This window comes from Salinisphaera dokdonensis CL-ES53 (assembly GCF_040361215.1).
GTDB classification, from domain to species: domain Bacteria; phylum Pseudomonadota; class Gammaproteobacteria; order Nevskiales; family Salinisphaeraceae; genus Salinisphaera; species Salinisphaera dokdonensis.
Map to the genome: position 1 here is coordinate 372,048 of NZ_APND01000001.1, position 16,590 is coordinate 388,637.

The 16,590-nt window shown below is 64.5% G+C and carries 16 protein-coding genes; 2 read left to right on the forward strand and 14 right to left on the reverse strand.

What is annotated here, in order from left to right; genetic code table 11:
• Positions 1 to 194: 194 nt before the first annotated feature.
• The 12 genes from SADO_RS01700 to pcnB all read right to left on the reverse strand — a co-directional run bounded on the left by SADO_RS01700 (position 195) and on the right by pcnB (position 12,257).
• Positions 195 to 1,304, reverse strand: coding sequence for an NAD(P)/FAD-dependent oxidoreductase (locus SADO_RS01700; protein WP_353108686.1), 1,110 nt, complete (start codon positions 1,302 to 1,304; stop codon positions 195 to 197).
• A complete protein-coding gene (locus tag SADO_RS01705; protein WP_353108688.1) occupies positions 1,301 to 2,125 on the reverse strand; it encodes a TSUP family transporter in 825 nt (274 codons plus the stop codon). The genes SADO_RS01700 and SADO_RS01705 overlap by 4 nt, the downstream gene beginning before the upstream one ends.
• 75 nt (positions 2,126 to 2,200) lie before the next feature.
• On the reverse strand, positions 2,201 to 3,649 hold the full coding sequence (locus SADO_RS01710) for an N-acetylmuramoyl-L-alanine amidase (RefSeq protein ID WP_353108690.1): 1,449 nt from the start codon (positions 3,647 to 3,649) through the stop codon (positions 2,201 to 2,203).
• Between the two features lie 142 nt (positions 3,650 to 3,791).
• The gene (gene tsaE, locus SADO_RS01715; RefSeq protein WP_353108691.1) at positions 3,792 to 4,256 is read right to left on the reverse strand and encodes a tRNA (adenosine(37)-N6)-threonylcarbamoyltransferase complex ATPase subunit type 1 TsaE; all 465 of its coding nucleotides are present in this window, start codon (positions 4,254 to 4,256) and stop codon (positions 3,792 to 3,794) included.
• Positions 4,253 to 5,758 (reverse strand): NAD(P)H-hydrate dehydratase, encoded by a 1,506-nt coding sequence (locus SADO_RS01720; RefSeq protein WP_353108693.1) that lies wholly within the window; start codon positions 5,756 to 5,758, stop codon positions 4,253 to 4,255. Before SADO_RS01720 ends, tsaE begins: the two co-directional genes overlap by 4 nt.
• A 72-nt stretch (positions 5,759 to 5,830) precedes the next feature.
• The gene (gene pgi, locus SADO_RS01725) at positions 5,831 to 7,459 is read right to left on the reverse strand and encodes a glucose-6-phosphate isomerase (RefSeq protein ID WP_353108695.1); all 1,629 of its coding nucleotides are present in this window, start codon (positions 7,457 to 7,459) and stop codon (positions 5,831 to 5,833) included.
• Between the two features lie 33 nt (positions 7,460 to 7,492).
• Positions 7,493 to 7,873, reverse strand: coding sequence for an aspartate 1-decarboxylase (panD, locus tag SADO_RS01730; RefSeq protein ID WP_209062006.1), 381 nt, complete (start codon positions 7,871 to 7,873; stop codon positions 7,493 to 7,495).
• An 83-nt stretch (positions 7,874 to 7,956) separates the two neighbouring features.
• Positions 7,957 to 8,802, reverse strand: a complete 846-nt coding sequence (gene panC, locus SADO_RS01735) for a pantoate--beta-alanine ligase (protein WP_353108697.1) — start codon at positions 8,800 to 8,802, stop codon at positions 7,957 to 7,959.
• A 12-nt stretch (positions 8,803 to 8,814) separates the two neighbouring features.
• Positions 8,815 to 9,648: a 3-methyl-2-oxobutanoate hydroxymethyltransferase gene (gene panB, locus SADO_RS01740; RefSeq protein WP_353108698.1), complete on the reverse strand. Its 834-nt coding sequence runs from the start codon at positions 9,646 to 9,648 to the stop codon at positions 8,815 to 8,817.
• 77 nt (positions 9,649 to 9,725) lie between these two features.
• A complete protein-coding gene (locus tag SADO_RS01745) occupies positions 9,726 to 10,361 on the reverse strand; it encodes a deoxynucleoside kinase (RefSeq protein WP_353108700.1) in 636 nt (211 codons plus the stop codon).
• Positions 10,358 to 10,858 carry a 2-amino-4-hydroxy-6-hydroxymethyldihydropteridine diphosphokinase gene (gene folK, locus SADO_RS01750; RefSeq protein WP_353108701.1) on the reverse strand — a complete coding sequence of 167 codons (501 nt, stop codon included), beginning with the start codon at positions 10,856 to 10,858 and terminating at the stop codon, positions 10,358 to 10,360. Before folK ends, SADO_RS01745 begins: the two co-directional genes overlap by 4 nt.
• 46 nt (positions 10,859 to 10,904) lie before the next feature.
• The gene (gene pcnB / locus SADO_RS01755) at positions 10,905 to 12,257 is read right to left on the reverse strand and encodes a polynucleotide adenylyltransferase PcnB (protein WP_434547884.1); all 1,353 of its coding nucleotides are present in this window, start codon (positions 12,255 to 12,257) and stop codon (positions 10,905 to 10,907) included.
• 82 nt (positions 12,258 to 12,339) lie between these two features.
• On the opposite strand from pcnB, the gene SADO_RS01760 reads away from it, so the two are divergent.
• Both SADO_RS01760 and SADO_RS01765 read left to right on the forward strand, forming a co-directional pair.
• Entirely contained in the window at positions 12,340 to 13,854 is a 1,515-nt protein-coding gene (locus SADO_RS01760; RefSeq protein ID WP_353108703.1) for an amidase, read from the forward strand.
• A 1-nt stretch (position 13,855) separates the two neighbouring features.
• On the forward strand, positions 13,856 to 14,281 hold the full coding sequence (locus tag SADO_RS01765) for an RDD family protein (RefSeq protein WP_353108705.1): 426 nt from the start codon (positions 13,856 to 13,858) through the stop codon (positions 14,279 to 14,281).
• Between the two features lie 30 nt (positions 14,282 to 14,311).
• Here the strand turns inward: SADO_RS01765 and lptG are convergent, their stop codons facing one another.
• Positions 14,312 to 15,376: an LPS export ABC transporter permease LptG gene (gene lptG / locus SADO_RS01770; protein WP_353108706.1), complete on the reverse strand. Its 1,065-nt coding sequence runs from the start codon at positions 15,374 to 15,376 to the stop codon at positions 14,312 to 14,314.
• Positions 15,373 to 16,470: an LPS export ABC transporter permease LptF gene (lptF, locus tag SADO_RS01775; protein ID WP_353108708.1), complete on the reverse strand. Its 1,098-nt coding sequence runs from the start codon at positions 16,468 to 16,470 to the stop codon at positions 15,373 to 15,375. The genes lptG and lptF overlap by 4 nt, the downstream gene beginning before the upstream one ends.
• Positions 16,471 to 16,590: the final 120 nt, after the last annotated feature.

Genomic DNA, 16,590 nt, shown 5'->3' on the forward strand with positions numbered 1-16,590 from the left:
GTCAAACGACCGCAAATAAAAGCGGCGTGTCTTCGGGCACGCCGCTTTTTTATGTCTAAAGTATGGAACTTGATATGCCGGCGCGACTAAAGCGATGACCCGCGCAAGCCTGGGCTCTTAAAGCAGGCAGGCGATAGGTCGCGCCGCTCACCTCGCGTTCGCGTCAGACGAACCGGTCGCGGCTGCGGTGTGGATCAGCGACTGTCTGTATGGCGCTCGATCAGCGTCAGCCACTCGGCATCGCTGCGTCTGCGACGAGCCAAGAGCGCGTTACCGTGCCACCAGAACCGTCCGCGCCAGCCGATCGCGCTGCCGTCGCCGAGATCCACGATCTCGCCGCGTCCACCCGGCCGATAGCTCTTGAAGGGTCGGCGTTGCGCCCCGGCGACGATATTACGCGCCAGGATTCTCCCCTGTTCGAGCGCATCGGACAATCGGAGCTCATTGCGCCCTGCCAATTCGGCGCAACCGCCGACGGCATAGATTCGCGTATCCGACAGCGCCTGCAAACGCCAATTGATCTTCAACCCGGCCGAGCTTGCCGGCAACCCGGCGGCATGGGCGAAGCGCGCCGCGCGCGCGCCCGCGGCAACCACCACATGATCGGCTGCGAAGCGGCGCCCATCGACACTGCACACAGCGCCTTCTGCAACGCCTGTGATCGACGTATTCGAGATCAGCTCGACGCCACGCCGAATGTGCAAGCGCGCCACGCGGCGGTTCACCGCCGTCGGCGCTGCAGGCAGCGGCCTAGACCCCGGCAGAAACCAAGTGATCTGCAAGTCGTCGGCGCGGCGCCCCATGGCCAGGCCGGCGACAATCTCGGTCGCACGCGGGCCATCGCCCGTGACCGCAATCCGTTGCGGGCGCCCGCCTGTTGGGCGTTCGTCGAGCGCCTGTACAAACTGAACCAACTCGTAGGGCGCGCTCGCCTTCCATATCTGTACGCCGCTGGCGGCCGCATCGGTCTCGTCGAAGGGGATTTCGTAGCCCACATCCAGCGAGACCGTATCGAACTCGAGCATCTCGCCGGTCGCCAACCACAGGCGGCGATGCCGGGCATCCAGCCCTATCGCCCGGTTCGCGCGATAACGTACACCCTGGGCTCGACAGAACGAATGCAACGGCAGACGCAGATCGACGCGGCCCAGATCACCGCCAATCAGACGGGCCGGCGCGCCGCCATACCAGAAGCTGCCCGGGTCGACGAGTTCCACCTCGAAGCCGGCGTCCTGTAGACGCGACGCATGCTCGAGCAGTGCCACATGCGCATGCCCCGCTCCCACCAGCAGCAACGATCTCATGCGTCGGGCGTCGCCCCGCTCACGACCGCCACCCACAGGGCCAGCGCAAGAATGATCACGGCCACGCCCATCACCGTGTTACTGGAACGCAGGAGCGGCAGATGATGAACACGCCGAGCGATGCCCATGCCCGATACCGCACCAAGCACGAACAGGCCAGCCACATAACCGGGAATTTCGGGGGCGAGCGCAAACTCGAAGCCGGCCCCGAGAATGGCAACGACGGCAACGGAGAAAGTGAGCGTACCCACCACCAGATGCGCCTCGCCGGGCATCTGTCGATCGAGAATACGCCAGCCGATCCAGGACCCAGGCGCCGCACATAGTGCCGCCATGATTCCGCAGCCGGCACCGGAAAACAGCGTTGCGGCACGCTGCGTTGCGTTGAAGTGAAAGACCTGGGCTGACTCACCGAATGCACGCTTGGGCGCGTGCAGCAGGCTGGCGGGCGGTGGCGCGGTGCGATGTCGATAGGCGCGCCCGGCGCTCAGCAGCAGCGGGCCGAACACGATTGCGGCCACCAGAAATAGCGTGGACAGAATCGTGTCCGAGACGAACTGCGCCAGCCACCCGGCGATCAGTACCATCGGCACACCGCCGACGATCAGCCATGTGGCATGCGTGATACTGCATTGGCGAGCGCGAACCGCATCGCCCGCGGCGATCGCGGCGCAGATGCCTAGCGCAAACAGCGCAATTGGCAGGCTTTCATGGATGCCGATCCCGGCGGCAAGCACCAGCAACGGCAACGCGATGAAGGCACCGGCAAACGCCGAAAGCCCGTAAGCCATCCCCGCCAGGACGCCCAGTAGAAGACTCATATCGCTGTCCCCCTATGCCGCCACGCCGACGGCCATGCGCGACCATCCCGGGCCGGCACGCCACGAGGTCACAGTCTAGCGCAGGCCAGCAACCTGTTGGTTGCCCGAGGCCGGGATCTGCAGCTCGGCACCCACGTGAATCGTGTTGCCACTGAGTCCGTTCGCACTACGCAGGCTGCTAAGGCTCACGCCGTACTGCTGGGCGATCTCCGACAGCGTTTCACCGCGACGTACCTTGTGAACCTGGGCTTCGGCGATGAATGTCGCCGGGCGATAGCTGGCGAAATACCCCTTGATCCCGCGAAGCATCGCGCTGGCGAGCTGGTTCTGATAGCGCGCGCTGGTGAGCCTGCGCTCTTCTTCCGGTGTGGATATGAAAGCCGTCTCGACCAGAAACGACGGGATATCGGGTGATTTCAGCACCATGAATCCAGCCTGCTGGATCTTGGACTTGTGCAGCGACCCAAGCTCGCCCAACTCTTGCAGCACGCGATCGCCAGCATCGAGGCTGGCCTCGATGCTGGCGCTCTGCGACAGGTCGAGCATGAACGACGCGAGGCTGTCGTCCTTGTCCTTGAGGCTCACGCCACCAACCAGGTCGGCGGCGTTTTCGCGCTGGGCGAGCCAGCGCGCATGTTCACTGGTTGCACCATGGTGCGAGAGCGCATAAACCGAGGATCCCTTGGCATTCACGCCACGCGGCGCGGCGTCGGCATGAATCGACAGGAACAGGTCCGCCTTGGCCTTGCGCGCCTCGACCATGCGCTGGCGCAAGCCGATGTAGGTGTCGGAGTCGCGAGTGAGCACCCCACGCATATTGGGCTGGTCGTCGACCATGGCCTTGAGGCGGCGCGCGATCTGCAGCACCACGTCCTTCTCGCGCGTGCCGTTCTGGCCCAGCGCGCCGGGATCCTTGCCGCCATGACCGGCGTCGATCACGATCACGATATCGCGCGACGGGCGTTCCGGCGTACGGGCGACCGGTTCTGCGCGCGCGGGCTGGCGGCTCGGCGCTTCCGATGCCTGGGCCATGGCCGTCGCATTGGCGTTGGCGGTCGATTTGCCGTCGTGCCCGTTTGCGCTCTCGCCGCGATTATTCCGGGCAACGCGTTGTACGGGCGAGCCGCCACTGGGCTTGAGATCGACAACAAGCCGGTAACCGTGTTCGGAATCGGGGTCGAGCATGAAGCTCTTCGGATCGACGTGGCCGGCCAGATCCAGCACCACACGCAGATCCTTGCCATGACGTACGCCGGTTCGCACGCGTGTGACCAGACCGCTGCCGTCGATATCGCTGCTGAGCTGCGACACGGAACGGGCATCCGGCAAATCGACCACCAGGCGCAGCGGATCATCGATCATGAACAGATCGGGTTCGGTCGGGCCGCCCAGATCGAACACCACCCGGGTTTTATCGGATGACGCCCACAAGCGTACGTCCTTGAGCGTGGCCTGTTTCGCCACGGCCACGGTGCTCAGGCAAAAAAGCAGCCCGATGACCAGCCATTGCAAGCTCGCGCGCATAGGTTTGTCGCCTTGACCTTCGAGAGACTAGAAATTCCCCAGTTCGGAGACTAGCGCCGCGTTTTTGCCTTGGCAACTATTTTTTATCAATCAAAACAGACCATAGGCGCCGCCTCTTTCATATCTACTTGAAAGAATAGGCCTATGTCGCTTCGCCGAGCTCGTACAGAAACCGCTTTCCTGCATCGGAATAAGCGCTTGCATGCGCCTCACGGCCCGTACCGGCGTAGACCATTTCCAGCTCGATATCGGGCGTCGGCAGAAAGCCAGTTCCGCGCTCGGCCCATTCGACAAAGACCCAATCACGGCCGGTATCGATCTCGCGCACGCCGAGAAACTCCAGCTCTTCGGGATCGCCAAGCCGGTACAGATCAAGGTGATAGAAGGTACGGCCCTTTAACGGATAAGGCTCGACGAGCGTGTAGCTGGGCGAAACCACATGGCCGTCATGGCCCAACGCCTGAATGGTTGCGCGCGCCAGCGCGGTCTTGCCGGCACCCAGCTCCCCCGCGAGTGACACCACGAGCCCGGAATCCAGGCCCACGAGCGCAGCGGCGATGTGCCGTCCGAGCGCATCGGTGGCGGCGGCGTCGGCGAGCGCGATCATGGCCGGCTGGGATTGACGTAGTAACGAATCGATTCGAGCAGATCTGTCGGCAACAGCCCGCGTTCACCGTTCATGGCTGCGGCTCGGTCGCCGGCGCGCGCATGTACATAAACACCGAGACTCCCGGCCTGCCCAAGGCTCAGCCCCTGCCCGACAAGCGCACCGATCACCCCGGTAAGCAGATCGCCCATGCCGCCAACCGCCATGCCGGGGTTGCCATCGGTGCACAGCCAGAGCTCATCTGGCGTCGCGATCAGGCTGCCCGCGCCCTTGAGCACGGCGACGGCATCGTAGCGCTCGGCAAGTGCAGACACCGCGGCCACACGGTCATTCATGACTTGGGGCGTCGTCCAACCCAGCAGGCGCGCGGCTTCGCCCGGGTGCGGCGTCAGCACCCAGTTACCACGGGCGGTGGATTCACGCGCCAGCCGGTTCAGTGCGTCCGCATCGACAACCAGCGGCTTGTCGCTGTCCATGGCCTGCTGCCATAACGCATCCGCCCAGTCGTCGCTGCCCATGCCCGGCCCCATGGCAATGACATCCGCGGCTTCGAGCAGCGCGCCGATATCGTCGCCCGAGGCTACGGCCCGGCACATCAGTTCCGGCCGCGCCTGGCTCATGGCGCCGGCATGGTCGGCGTGGCAGGCGACGCTCACCAGACCCGCACCACTACGCAATGCGGCTTCGGCAGTCATGCGTATTGCGCCGCCCATGCCGCGATTGCCGCCCACACAGAGCACATGACCGTTCTGCCCTTTGTGCTGGTTGCGCGACCGCGGCCTCAGCGTCTTGCGCAACGTTCGGTGGGTAAGACGCCGCGCGGTGTAGGGCTGCTCGTCATAGAGACCGGCCGGCGCATCGAGCGCGCTGAAGGCGATATCACCGCAATGCGCCGGCCCCTCGCCTGTCACCATGCCGAGCTTGAGCCCGATGAACGTAGCGGTCGCATCGGCCTGAACCGCATGTGACCACACATGACCCGTGCCCGCGTCAATGCCCGACGCGATATCCACGGAGAACACGCCGGCGCCGTGCTCGCCGGCTTCATTGATGCGCTCGATGGCGTCGGCGAAGCTGCCTTCGACATCTCGATTCAAACCCGTGCCGAGCAGCGCATCGACCACCACGTCGGCTTCAAGGGCCTTGTCCTCGAACGACTCGATGCTGCCGCCAGTCTCGAGAAAATTGTCGCGCGCCTTTGCAGCGTCGCCGCTGTAACTGGCGGGGTCCACCAGTCCGACGACCCGAACGCGCCAGCCGCCCTCGCCGGCCATGCGGGCCACGAGAAAGCCATCCGCGCCGTTGTTGCCCGGCCCGCAGAACACGCACAACGACCCCGGCATGGCCCAGACACGAGCAAGCTCGGCATAGGCGGCACGCGCGGCACGCTGCATCAATTCGAAACCGTCGACCCCGAAATCGTGGATGAAACGCCGATCGAGCGCGGCGACCTGGGCGCCGTCGTAGACGACTTCGGGCAGATATTCGCTGGATTCAGTCATGGCGACATTCTAGGCGGCACAGCGGTGAACTGCGATGCTGATCGACGCCAATGACCGGGAAAGACAGAGCCCCTAGCGGTCGCTCTGTCCCCATGCTCGACGTACGCGCGCCAGCAGCGCCGCGGTCGACGCATCGTGTTCGACGGACTCGACATCACCTTCCAGTTCGCCCAGCAGCTGCCCGGCCATGGTCTTGCCGAGTTCCACGCCCCACTGGTCGAAGCTGTTGATATTCCAGACGACACCCTGCACGAACACCTTGTGCTCGTAGGCCGCCAGTAGCGCGCCGAGATGGTGGGCATCGAGCCGCTCCATGAGGATCATCGAGCTCGGTCGGTTGCCGTCGAAACGCCGTGCTGCCAGGCGCTGCTCGAGCTCCCAGCCGCTCAGGCCCTCGGCAGTCAGTTCGGCGACCAGTGCGTCGGTATCGCGTCCGCACATCAAGGCTTCGGCCTGGGCAAAACAGTTGGCTACCCGCTGACGCTCACGCTCGTCGTCAGCGGCATCGGCATCCGATAACGGCAGTACGAAATCCACGTCGGCCGCAAGAACGCCCTGATGGAGCATCTGAAAAAAAGCGTGCTGGGCGTTGGTGCCGACGCTGCCCCATACCGTGGGCACGGTTTCCACCGGGCTCGCTTCGCCATCGCGGGTGACGGATTTGCCGTTACTTTCCATCTCCAGCTGCTGGAGAAAAGCCGGCAATGCAGCCAATCTCTGGGCGTAAGGCACGACCACATGGCTGGACAGACCCAGAAAATTGTTGTTCCAGACCCCAACCAGCGCAAGCGCCGCCGGCAGGTTTTCACCCAAGGGCGCTGTCTCGAAGTGATTGTCCATCGCGTGCGCGCCGGCAAGCATGTTCTCGAATTCATCCATGCCCAGGCCGAGCGCAATGGAGATGCCAACCGCCGACCATAGCGAAAAGCGCCCGCCGACCCAGTCCCAGAAGCCGAATATGCGCTCGATGCCGAACTCGCGCACTGCTTCCTCGTTCGTCGAAACGGCGACGAAGTGTTTGGCGATGTCGTCTTCGGAGGCGCCGTTATCGAGCAGCCACTGACGAGCCACCCCAGCATTGGCAAGCGTCTCCGCCGTGCCGAAGGACTTGGAGGTCACGATGAACAACGTGCGCTCGGGATCCATGCGGATCAGCGTGTCGTCCAGATCGGCCGGATCGACATTGGCAACGAAGTGGCAATGGATGCGCTGGCGCAACTGGGCGAGTGCGTCACAGATCAGGCGTGGCCCGAGATCCGAGCCACCGATACCGATGTTCACCACATCGCTGATGGGCGCGCCGGTATAGCCGACCCAGCGGCCACGCCGTACATCGTCGACGAAGGCCGCCATATCGGCGCGGACTTCGTGGACCTCGTCATACAGCGGCGCGTCCGCCGGCCGGCGCAACGCCATATGCCAGGCAGCACGGCCTTCGCTGTTGTTGATCGGCGCGCCGGCGAAGAGCGCCTCACGGGCCGCATAAAACTCCTGACTTTCGGCCAGACGCCCGAGCGCATCCATGACCGCCTGGTCGATACGCTGCTTGGAGTAGTCGAGCGTGATACCCGCCGCCGAAAGCGTGAACCGCTCGGCACGACGCTCGTCGTGCGCGAACATGCTTTTCACGCGGGCGCGGCTCATCTGCGCGGCCAGGCGGCCGAGTTCGCGCCATGCGGGTTTCTGGCGGATATCGGTCACGGTTCGTGCATCACCCGAGGGTGGGCACAGGCTTCAGGCAGCCTGGACCGGTATCGCGTTGCGCGTGTGCGTGACGTGGTTGTTCTCGTCGAGATATACCAGCCGCGGCTTGTGCGCTTGCGCCTCGCCTTCGGGCATCCGCGCATAGGCACAGATGATCAGACGATCGCCGGGGCTGGCCTTGTGGGCCGCCGCGCCGTTGACCGAGATCACCCGCGAGCCACTTTCCGCGCTGATGGCGTAGGTCGAGAAGCGTTCGCCGTTGGTGACGTTGTAAATCTCGATCTGTTCGTAGGCGAAGATGCCGGCGGCGTCCAGCAGATCGGAGTCGATCGCGCAGGAACCTTCATAATCGAGTTCGGCGTGCGTCGTGCAGGCACGATGCAATTTTGCTTTGAGAAGCGTCACTTGCATGACTAAACCCTGTTAAGCCAAAGCGGAAAATTCGAGCCAAGCGTAACCAAAATCGCGCGCCGACACCACTGCGCAAAGGCGTGCTAGGCGTACGGTTTGGGCACCGCAACGTTGTCGAGAAGACGTGCATTGCCGATAAACGCGGCGGCAAGCACACGAAATTCCTGCATTGCAGCATCGGGAACTTCGAGGGCCGGCCCGCGAATCTCGAAATAGTCGGGCTCAAAACCGGCATCCGCCAGGCGCGCCCAGCCGCGGGCCTCGAGCCCGGCGAAGTCGCGTTCGCCCGCCTCGAGCCGCTCACGGCAATCATCAAGTGCAGCGGCGAGCGTCGGTGCGCGACGGCGCTCGTCGGCATTCAGATACTGGTTGCGCGAAGAACGCGCCAGTCCGTCCGCCTCGCGCACCGTGGGTACGCCGACGATCTGCACGCCCATGCACAAATCTTCAACCATGCGCCGGATAACGGCGATCTGCTGAAAATCTTTCTCGCCGAAGAACGCGCGGTCAGGCAGCACCAGATTGAGGAGCTTGGTCACGATCGTGGCAACGCCTTCAAAGTGGCCGGGCCGACGACTGCCACAGAGCATGTCGGTGATGCCGCGTACGCGCACGGTCGTCGCAATTTCCCCGCCGTGCGGGTACATCTGAGCCACGCTGGGCGCGAATACCGCATCGACGCCGGCATTCTCGAGCGCCGCGATATCGGCCTCGAGCGTTCGCGGATAGCTGTCGAGATCTTCGCCCGGGCCGAACTGCAGCGGGTTTACAAACACGCTGACCACCACGCGATCGCAGTTCGCCCGCGCGGTCGCAACCAGCGCCATATGGCCGGCATGCAGGTTTCCCATGGTCGGCACGAGACCGACCGTGCCTGCCGCTTCCTCGCGCCAGGCTCTTAGGTCATCTGCAGTATTGAGGGTTCGCATCGGCTACGCAGCTCAGGAGAAGGCGTGTTCGGCGCCTGGGTAGCTGCCGTTCTTGACCTCGGCGACGTAGTTCGTGGCCGCCTCGTCGAGCGTGCCGGCGCCGTCCATATAATTCTTCACAAAGCGCGGCTTGCGCCCCGGCGACAGGCCGAGAATGTCGTAGATCACCAGAATCTGGCCGTCGGTATCCGGGCCAGCGCCGATACCGATCACCGGCACGTTGGCGTTAGCGGTGATCTCGGCGCCCAACGCCGACGGCACACATTCGAGCAGGATCATGTCCGCGCCCGATTCCTCGAGCAGCTTGGCGTCACGAATCATGGTTTCGGCGGCATCGCCGCGGCCCTGCACCTTGAAGCCGCCCATCTTGTGCACCAGCTGCGGCTGCAAGCCGATATGCGCACAGACCGGCACGCCGCGCATGCTCAGGTGCTCGATGGTGTTGGCCTGGATCTCGCCGCCCTCGAACTTGACCATCTGGGCACCGCCCTCGCCCATCAGCCGGCGCGAAGTCTCCAGCGCGTCATGCTTGGTGGCATAGGACAGAAACGGCAGGTCGGTCATCAGGAAGGCCCGGTCCAGGCCCGCCGCGGTGATGCGGCTGTGGTAGACCATGTCGTCGACAGTGACCGGCACCGTCGTCGATGCACCTTGTACGACCATCCCCAACGAGTCGCCCACCAGCACCACATCCACGCCGGCGCGATCCTCGAGCGCGGCGAAGCTGGCGTCGTAGGCGGTCAGGCAGGCGATCTTCTCGCCTTCGGCCTTCATGCGGGCCAGATCGGAGATGGTGACGGGCTTGGCGTCACGCTGCTGCAGGTGCGGATAAGGACTGGTGTTCATGGCGCGCGACTATACCATTTAGTCTAAGAACTGTTGACGGCGTTCGTGTCGCCGTTCCGGCATCGATCCGCTGTTCGTCAGGACGGCGTGGCGTCGAGCACGACTTCGCGGTCATCGCTGTCGAGCGCCGCGACCAGTGCGTTGTAATCCCGATCGCCACCCACCAGATCGAGCCCCGCCGCATCGACCCGGATCAGGCGAGTGGTATCGAAGGTGGCGAAGAACTCGCGATAGGCCCCGACCACGGACGCCAGATAGTCGGCCGTCAGCGGCCGCTCGGCAGCCCGATCGCGCTGTGCGATCCGGCGCATGAGCACGTCGACCGGCGCATCCAGATAGATCACGCAGTCGGGCGTGGGCGCCTGCCATGACAGGCGCGCATAGATATCTTCATAGAGCGCAAGCTCCGGCCCAGACAGGGTCAGGCGGGCAAACAACGGGTCCTTGTCGAACATGAAATCGGCCACGCAGCCGCCGTCGAACAGATCCGCCTGGCGCAAGGCGTCGATCTGGCGCGCGCGCTGGAGCAGGAACGACAGCTGGGCCGCGAGCGCATTCGCGGTCGGGTTGTCGTAGAAGGCAGCCAGAAAGGGATTGTCTTCCGGCGCCTCGGGCAATTCCTGGGCACCGAGTGTGGCCGCGAGACGCTGCGCCAGCGTGCTCTTGCCCACGCCGATCGGCCCCTCGATCGCGATATAGGCCCCGGCTTTCATGCCGCTCTCCAGCGTTCGACGCCCACGGTGCCAGCATCACGGCACAAATCGATAACCCGGCCCTGCCGCCCCAGTACAAGCGCGGGCGCGATTTCAGCCAGTGGCACCAGTACGAATGCGCGTTCAGCGGCGCGCGGATGCGGCAGGGTCAGCCGCGGGTCATTCAGCATGAGATCGTCAAAAGCGAGCATGTCGATATCCAGCGTACGCGGGCCCCAGCGCACATCGCGCACCCGACCGTGTGCCTGCTCGATCGCCTGTGTAATGTCGAGCAACGCGTAGGCATCGCAGCGCGCGGCGACAGCAACGCAGGCATTGCAGAATGCCGGCTGCCCCGCCGGCCCGCCGACCGGTGCTGTGCGATAGAGCGACGACTTAGCCAGCACGCGCAGGTTCGGGTCGGCCGCGAGCGCCTCGATCGCGCGGCCGACCTGATCGGCCGGAGCGTCGAGATTGCTGCCCAGCCCCAGCCAGGCGACATGAATCGTCAGGCTCATGGCCTCGTCAAGACGATCAAGCCGACCGAAGAGCCGGGCCGCCGCCTCAAGCCGATTCGGTGCGCCGGCGACGTCCGCCGCGGCGACGTTTGCGCGCCTTGCCCGGTGCAGCGGCGCCGGAGCCCGGCGCCGGCGTGGACGGATCGTTCTGCGCCGTGGTCCACCAGTCGGCCAGTTCCTGCTCCACTTCGCCGACGGCGGCGCGCAGCAGCAGGAAATCGTAGGCGGCGCGGAATCGCGGATGCGCGATCATGCGCGACGGCTGCTTGCCACGACGACGATGGAAGCGCGGCTGCAGATGCCAGATCTCTCGCATGGGGATCGAGAAACGCTTGGGGATCGCGACGCGCTGGACCTGGCGCCCGGTCACATCGCTCTGCGCACTGGCGAGCGCCGGTGCTGGCGGCATGCCGCCACGCTCCAGTTCGGCGGCGCGTTCGCGCACGGCCGGCCACAGAAGCGCCGCGAACAGAAAAGCGGGCGTAACCGGCTTGTCGGCCTCGATACGTGCCGCGGTGTTCGTGATCGCCTGCTCGATCAACGCTTCGCTGGCTGCACCCGCGGGCGAATCGAGAACGGCGGCAGTCTGGTCGAACAACGGCGTGAACAAGCCGTATTCCCGCAGCATCCGATAGACGCGCGGGCCGGCCGGGTTCATGAGCAGCTTGAGCACTTCATCGAACATGCGTGCAGCGGGCACGTCGGCCAGCAGACCGACCAGCTCGCGCGGCGGGCGGGCCGGCTCGTCGATCGTCAGACCCAGCTTGGCGGCGATACGCACGGCGCGGATCATGCGCACCGGATCCTCGCGATAACGCACATCGGCATCGCCGATCAGACGCAGTCGGCAAGCGGACACGTCGTCCATGCCGCCGACATAGTCGTGTACGCAATCGTCGGCGATATCGTAGTAGAGGCCGTTGATGGCGAAGTCGCGCCGGCGTGCGTCCTCGGCAATCGAGCCGAATACGTTGTCACGCAGCACGCGGCCGGCATCATCGAGCTCACGGGTATCGGCTTCGGGATCGGACGCACCGGGATCGGCACGGAAGGTCGAGACCTCGACGATCTCGCGCCCGAAGCGGACATGCGCGATCCGGAAGCGGCGGCCGATCAACCGCGCCTTGCGGCCAAAGACTTCGACGACCTGCTCCGGTTCGGCGTCTGTCGCGACGTCGAAATCCTTGGGCGGCACGCCGAGTAGCAGATCGCGGACCGCACCGCCGACCAGGCAGGCCCGGTAACCGGCCGCGTTCAAGCCTTCGAGAGTCTCGAGAGCTCCTCGGCTGATCTGCTCACGCAGAATGCCATGCTCATGCGATTCGATGACGCGTAGCTCGTTGATGGTATCGCCCCGATTGAAAAGGTGGTCAGTTTCGCGCGGTAGTTTACAACGTATGGGCCCGGCGCTGGTTCGCGACTGCTAACATCGATCGCTGTTTGCGGCCGTATGAAGCCATTTCTGCCGGGATTACAGCACCATGAAATACAGCGACTACGTTCAACACGATGCCTTCGGGCTGGCCCAACTGGTTGCAGAGCGCCAGGTCAGCGCGATCGAAGTACTGGATGCAGCCCGAACCCGCATGGAGGCGGTCAATCCCGCGTTGAACGCGGTGATCCGGCGAATGGATGCCCAGGCCGACGCCTTTGCCGAGGCCCATGCGCAGACCGGCGCCACGAGTACTCAGTCCGAGGGCGCTTTCACCGGCGTGCCCTTCCTGCTCAAGGATCTGTTTCAGGACTACGCCGGCGTGGAAAGCAGCTACGGCAACGCGGCGCTGAAGAACGCGAAGTTCAAACCCGAGGTCCATGCCGAGATCACGCGTCGCTTCATGGCCAGCGGAGTCAACATTTTCGGCAAGACCAACACGCCGGAGTTCGGCGCCAAGGGCGTAACCGAGCCCGAAGCATTCGGCGCCGCGCGCAATCCATGGAACACCGACCACACGCCCGGCGGCTCGTCAGGCGGCTCGGCCGCGGCCGTGGCGGCGGGCATCGTGCCCATGGCCGGCGCCAACGATGGCGGCGGCTCGATCCGTATTCCGGCGGCCTGCTGTGGCCTGTTCGGCCTCAAGCCGGGTCGCGCACGCGTGCCGGGCGGCCCGGAACGCAGCGATCTCATGCACGGCGCGACGGTGGACCATGTGATCAGCCGCTCGGTACGCGACAGCGCAGCCATGCTGGATGCCACTGCCGGCTACGAGCACGGCGGTATTGCTCGCCTCGCCGAGCCCGAAACCAGCTATCTGCAGGGCATGACGACCGCGCCCAAACCGCTGCGTATCGGCGTGCTCGACGAATCGCCGCTTGATATCCCGCTACACGCGGAAGCCCATGCCGCCATCAAGACGACCACGAAACTGCTCGAATCACTCGGCCATCGGGTCGAGCGCGCCGCGCCGGCAATCGACGGTCTGCAACTCGGCCGCGATTTCCTGTCCATGTGGTTCGTGCAGATGACGCTCGCGGTCGATGATATCCGCGCCCGCACCGGGGCCAAGGCCGACGCATTCGAGATGGATACTCGGGCCATGGCCCATGTCGGGCGTGCCTTCTCGGCCACGGAATACATGCAGGCTTTCGGTCGCTGGCAGGGCTATCGCCGCGCGCTGGCGGATTTTCATGCCGAATACGACCTGCTGCTGACGCCCACGCTGGCCAACCCGCCGTCGCGAATCGGCGAATCGGCCACGCCGAAATGGCAGCTGATGGCCCTGCGCCCGCTGCTGCACCTGCCCAGCGGGCGAGCGCTGATTCGCTCTGGCATCGTCGAGCAGATCGCGCGCGAAAACCTCAAGCATGTGCCGTTCACGCAGCTGGCCAACCTCACCGGCGTGCCGGCGATGTCCGTGCCGCTGCACATGACCGAAAACGGTCTGCCGCTGGGCAGCCAGTTTATCGGCAGCCCCGGCAGCGAAGCGCTGTTGTTCCAGCTTGCTGCACAGCTCGAGGAAGCCGCACCGTGGTTCAACCGACTGCCGGAGATCGGCTGATATGGCGCTATCGCCCTATCCTGCCGGCCTGACCCGCCGGCTCGCGGCCGCTGTCTATGATCTGTTCCTGCTCGTAGGCCTCTGGCTGCTGTCCGGCATGCTGCTGCTGCCTTTTCATGGCGGCCATGCGGTAGACGGCCAGAACCTGTGGGTTCGCCTCTACTTCCTGTTCATCCCTTATCTATTCTTCTCGTGGTTCTGGCTGCACGGCGGCCAGACGCTGGGCATGAAGGCCTGGCGGATGCAGCTGCGTAATCACGACGGCGGCCCGGTGCGATGGCATCAGGCCGTGATTCGTTATGTCGCAGCATGGCTTTCCTGGCTGTCCATTGTCGGCATGCTGTGGTGCCTGTTCGACAGCCAGCGCCGCAGCCTGCAGGACATCGCCAGCCGCACCGAACTGGTCGTGCATCCGCGCGGCGATTGATCGGTCGCCGCGTCTGACCGAACGGCATCGCTAATTCAGACGCCGCATCCAGATAAAGGTCGCCACTGCGAGTAGCGCGGTCGGAAGACTGGCCGCGAGCATCGGCGGCACCCCGTAGACCGGCCCGGTGGCCGCAACGATCTCGTTGACGAGAAAGAACACCAGCCCGATCAGCCCGCCCATGAACAGACGCTGCCCGGCGCTGGCACTGCGCAGCGATCCGAACGCAAACGGCAGCGCGAAGACAACGAGCACCCAGACCGTGATCGGGTTGACGATGTTGCGCCAGAGCGCGAGGCGGTAGTCCTGGGCGTTGATCTCGTTGCGATCCAGATAGTCGATATAGCGCCACAAGCCCGGCGTCGACAGCTCGCTGGGTTCGGTTACCGCCAGCTCGAGCACATCCGGGTCGATATCGACATCGAGGGTCAGCGTCTCGGGCGTGCCGGTTTCGGTGCTGTCCTTCTGGATACGGGTGAACTTCGGGCTGGCGAGTTCCAGGCCACTGTCGGTGAGCGTGCCGGTTTCGGCGGTCAACGCCTGTTCGAGCTGACCGTCGCCGCTCATGCGGAACACGTCGACGCCGGTAATGCGCCCGCCCGGTAAGGTGCCGTCAATGCGCACCACCGTGGTTCCCTGTCTCAGCCAGAGCCCGTCCTCGATCGAGTCGGCCACGCGGCCATGGCGCGCCTCGTCCCGCATCGCATCGGCAGCCCGCACACCGGCCGGGCCGAGATACTCGCCGACGCCCACTGCCAGCACGGACAGCAACACACCGGCGATCGACACCGACAGCGCCAGCCGGCGCATGGATACACCGGAAGCGCGCACCACGATGAGTTCGCTGCCGGCTGCCAGCGCGCCCAACGCCAGCAACGAGCCCAGCAGCGCGACGACCGGCAGTACCAGATAGAGATTGCTGGGCAGCTTGAGCAGCGTGTAGAAAATCACCTGCAGAATGCCGAAGCTGCCATCGCCGATGTTGTCGGCCTCGCCGATGAAAACCGACAGCGCCACGAGCGCGCCCACGACCAGCGCGACCACGCCCGTGGCGACGAGAATCGTGCGGCTGATATAGCGATCAATGATGTTCATGCCGCGGCTCCCTTGCGACGCGCGAAGAAGCCCTGCTCGCGCATGACCATACTCACGGCCACCGCGAGCACGATCAGATGCACCCACCAGACACCGATAACTGCCGGAATGGTTTCGTCCTCCACGGCGACGGCGGCCAGATGCACCGCGTTCACATAGATCACGTAGATGAGAATACCGGCGATCACCCGCGCATAGCGGCCCGCCCTCGGGGGCACACGGCCCAGCGGCAAGGCCAGCAGGGCAAGAATCAAGATCGAGACGGGCACGGATACGCGGGTCTGCCATTCCGCAGCCGCTTCCGGGTCATCACTCGCCAGTAACGCGGACAAGCTCTGCGAATCGACGTCATCGCTGGCCTCGCCTGCCGGCGCGGCCACCTGCACGCCGTGCTCGGCAAACTCAATGACACGATAGTTCGCCTGGCCGGGGTTGCCCTCGTAACGCCAGCCCTTGTCGAGAACCAGAGTGACCCGTCCGGTCTCGTCGTCGGTCTGCTGGCGTGCGCGATCGGCGGTGACGATGGTCTGGCTGGGCTCACCTTTCTCGTTTTCGCGCTCTACGCGGATGAACACATCGCGCAGATTGTCATCGCTATCGCGGCTCTCTGCGTAGAACACTGCATCGCCATCGAGAAAAGTCCGGAAACGACCCGGGGCCAGGGTTTCCAGGACGGTGGTCGCACCTTCTGCGCCGATACGGGCCATGGCCTGTTCGGCCTTGGGCGCGGCGAAAATCGACATTGCACCGGCAGCGATCGCCACGATGACAGCCAGGCAGATGAACGGTGCATAGACAGTGCGCAGCCCCGCGCCACCGGCAAACAAGGCCGCCATCTCGTTGTCCCGGCACAGCCGCCCCAGCGTGAGCAATACACCCAGCAGCATGGACACCGGAAGCACGATTTCCAGATTTTCCACCAGCTTATACACGGCGAGTTCGAGAACCGTGTTCACAGGCAACTCGCCGGCTGCCGCATCGGCAATGAAGCGCGCGAAGCCGAGACCCAGCGTCAGAAACAAAAGTACGCCCGCCACGACCAACCAGGTCCGGCTGACCTCGAGGAACAGATAACGAAAGATGACTCTAGTCATGATCCCGCCTGGCTTGTATTGCGATGGAAGACTTCATTATTGGCGGTAACGACTGCGACGGGGATGAATTTTTCGTGGTTTTCTGTAAACTGCGCGGCCTTCGAACATTACAGCGTAGAC

Coding starts and splice junctions, on each gene's coding strand:
- tsaE (WP_353108691.1), bottom strand. CDS start 4,256: ATGATCGCGCTCGCCGACGCCGCCGCCACCGATGCGCTCGGACGGCAC.
- SADO_RS01765 (WP_353108705.1), top strand. CDS start 13,856: ATGGCGCTATCGCCCTATCCTGCCGGCCTGACCCGCCGGCTCGCGGCC.
- panD (WP_209062006.1), bottom strand. CDS start 7,873: ATGCAAGTGACGCTTCTCAAAGCAAAATTGCATCGTGCCTGCACGACG.
- SADO_RS01720 (WP_353108693.1), bottom strand. CDS start 5,758: ATGACTGAATCCAGCGAATATCTGCCCGAAGTCGTCTACGACGGCGCC.
- folK (WP_353108701.1), bottom strand. CDS start 10,858: ATGAGCCTGACGATTCATGTCGCCTGGCTGGGGCTGGGCAGCAATCTC.
- panC (WP_353108697.1), bottom strand. CDS start 8,802: ATGCGAACCCTCAATACTGCAGATGACCTAAGAGCCTGGCGCGAGGAA.
- lptF (WP_353108708.1), bottom strand. CDS start 16,470: ATGACTAGAGTCATCTTTCGTTATCTGTTCCTCGAGGTCAGCCGGACC.
- lptG (WP_353108706.1), bottom strand. CDS start 15,376: ATGAACATCATTGATCGCTATATCAGCCGCACGATTCTCGTCGCCACG.
- SADO_RS01705 (WP_353108688.1), bottom strand. CDS start 2,125: ATGAGTCTTCTACTGGGCGTCCTGGCGGGGATGGCTTACGGGCTTTCG.
- panB (WP_353108698.1), bottom strand. CDS start 9,648: ATGAACACCAGTCCTTATCCGCACCTGCAGCAGCGTGACGCCAAGCCC.
- SADO_RS01745 (WP_353108700.1), bottom strand. CDS start 10,361: ATGAAAGCCGGGGCCTATATCGCGATCGAGGGGCCGATCGGCGTGGGC.
- SADO_RS01710 (WP_353108690.1), bottom strand. CDS start 3,649: ATGCGCGCGAGCTTGCAATGGCTGGTCATCGGGCTGCTTTTTTGCCTG.
- SADO_RS01760 (WP_353108703.1), top strand. CDS start 12,340: ATGAAATACAGCGACTACGTTCAACACGATGCCTTCGGGCTGGCCCAA.
- SADO_RS01700 (WP_353108686.1), bottom strand. CDS start 1,304: ATGAGATCGTTGCTGCTGGTGGGAGCGGGGCATGCGCATGTGGCACTG.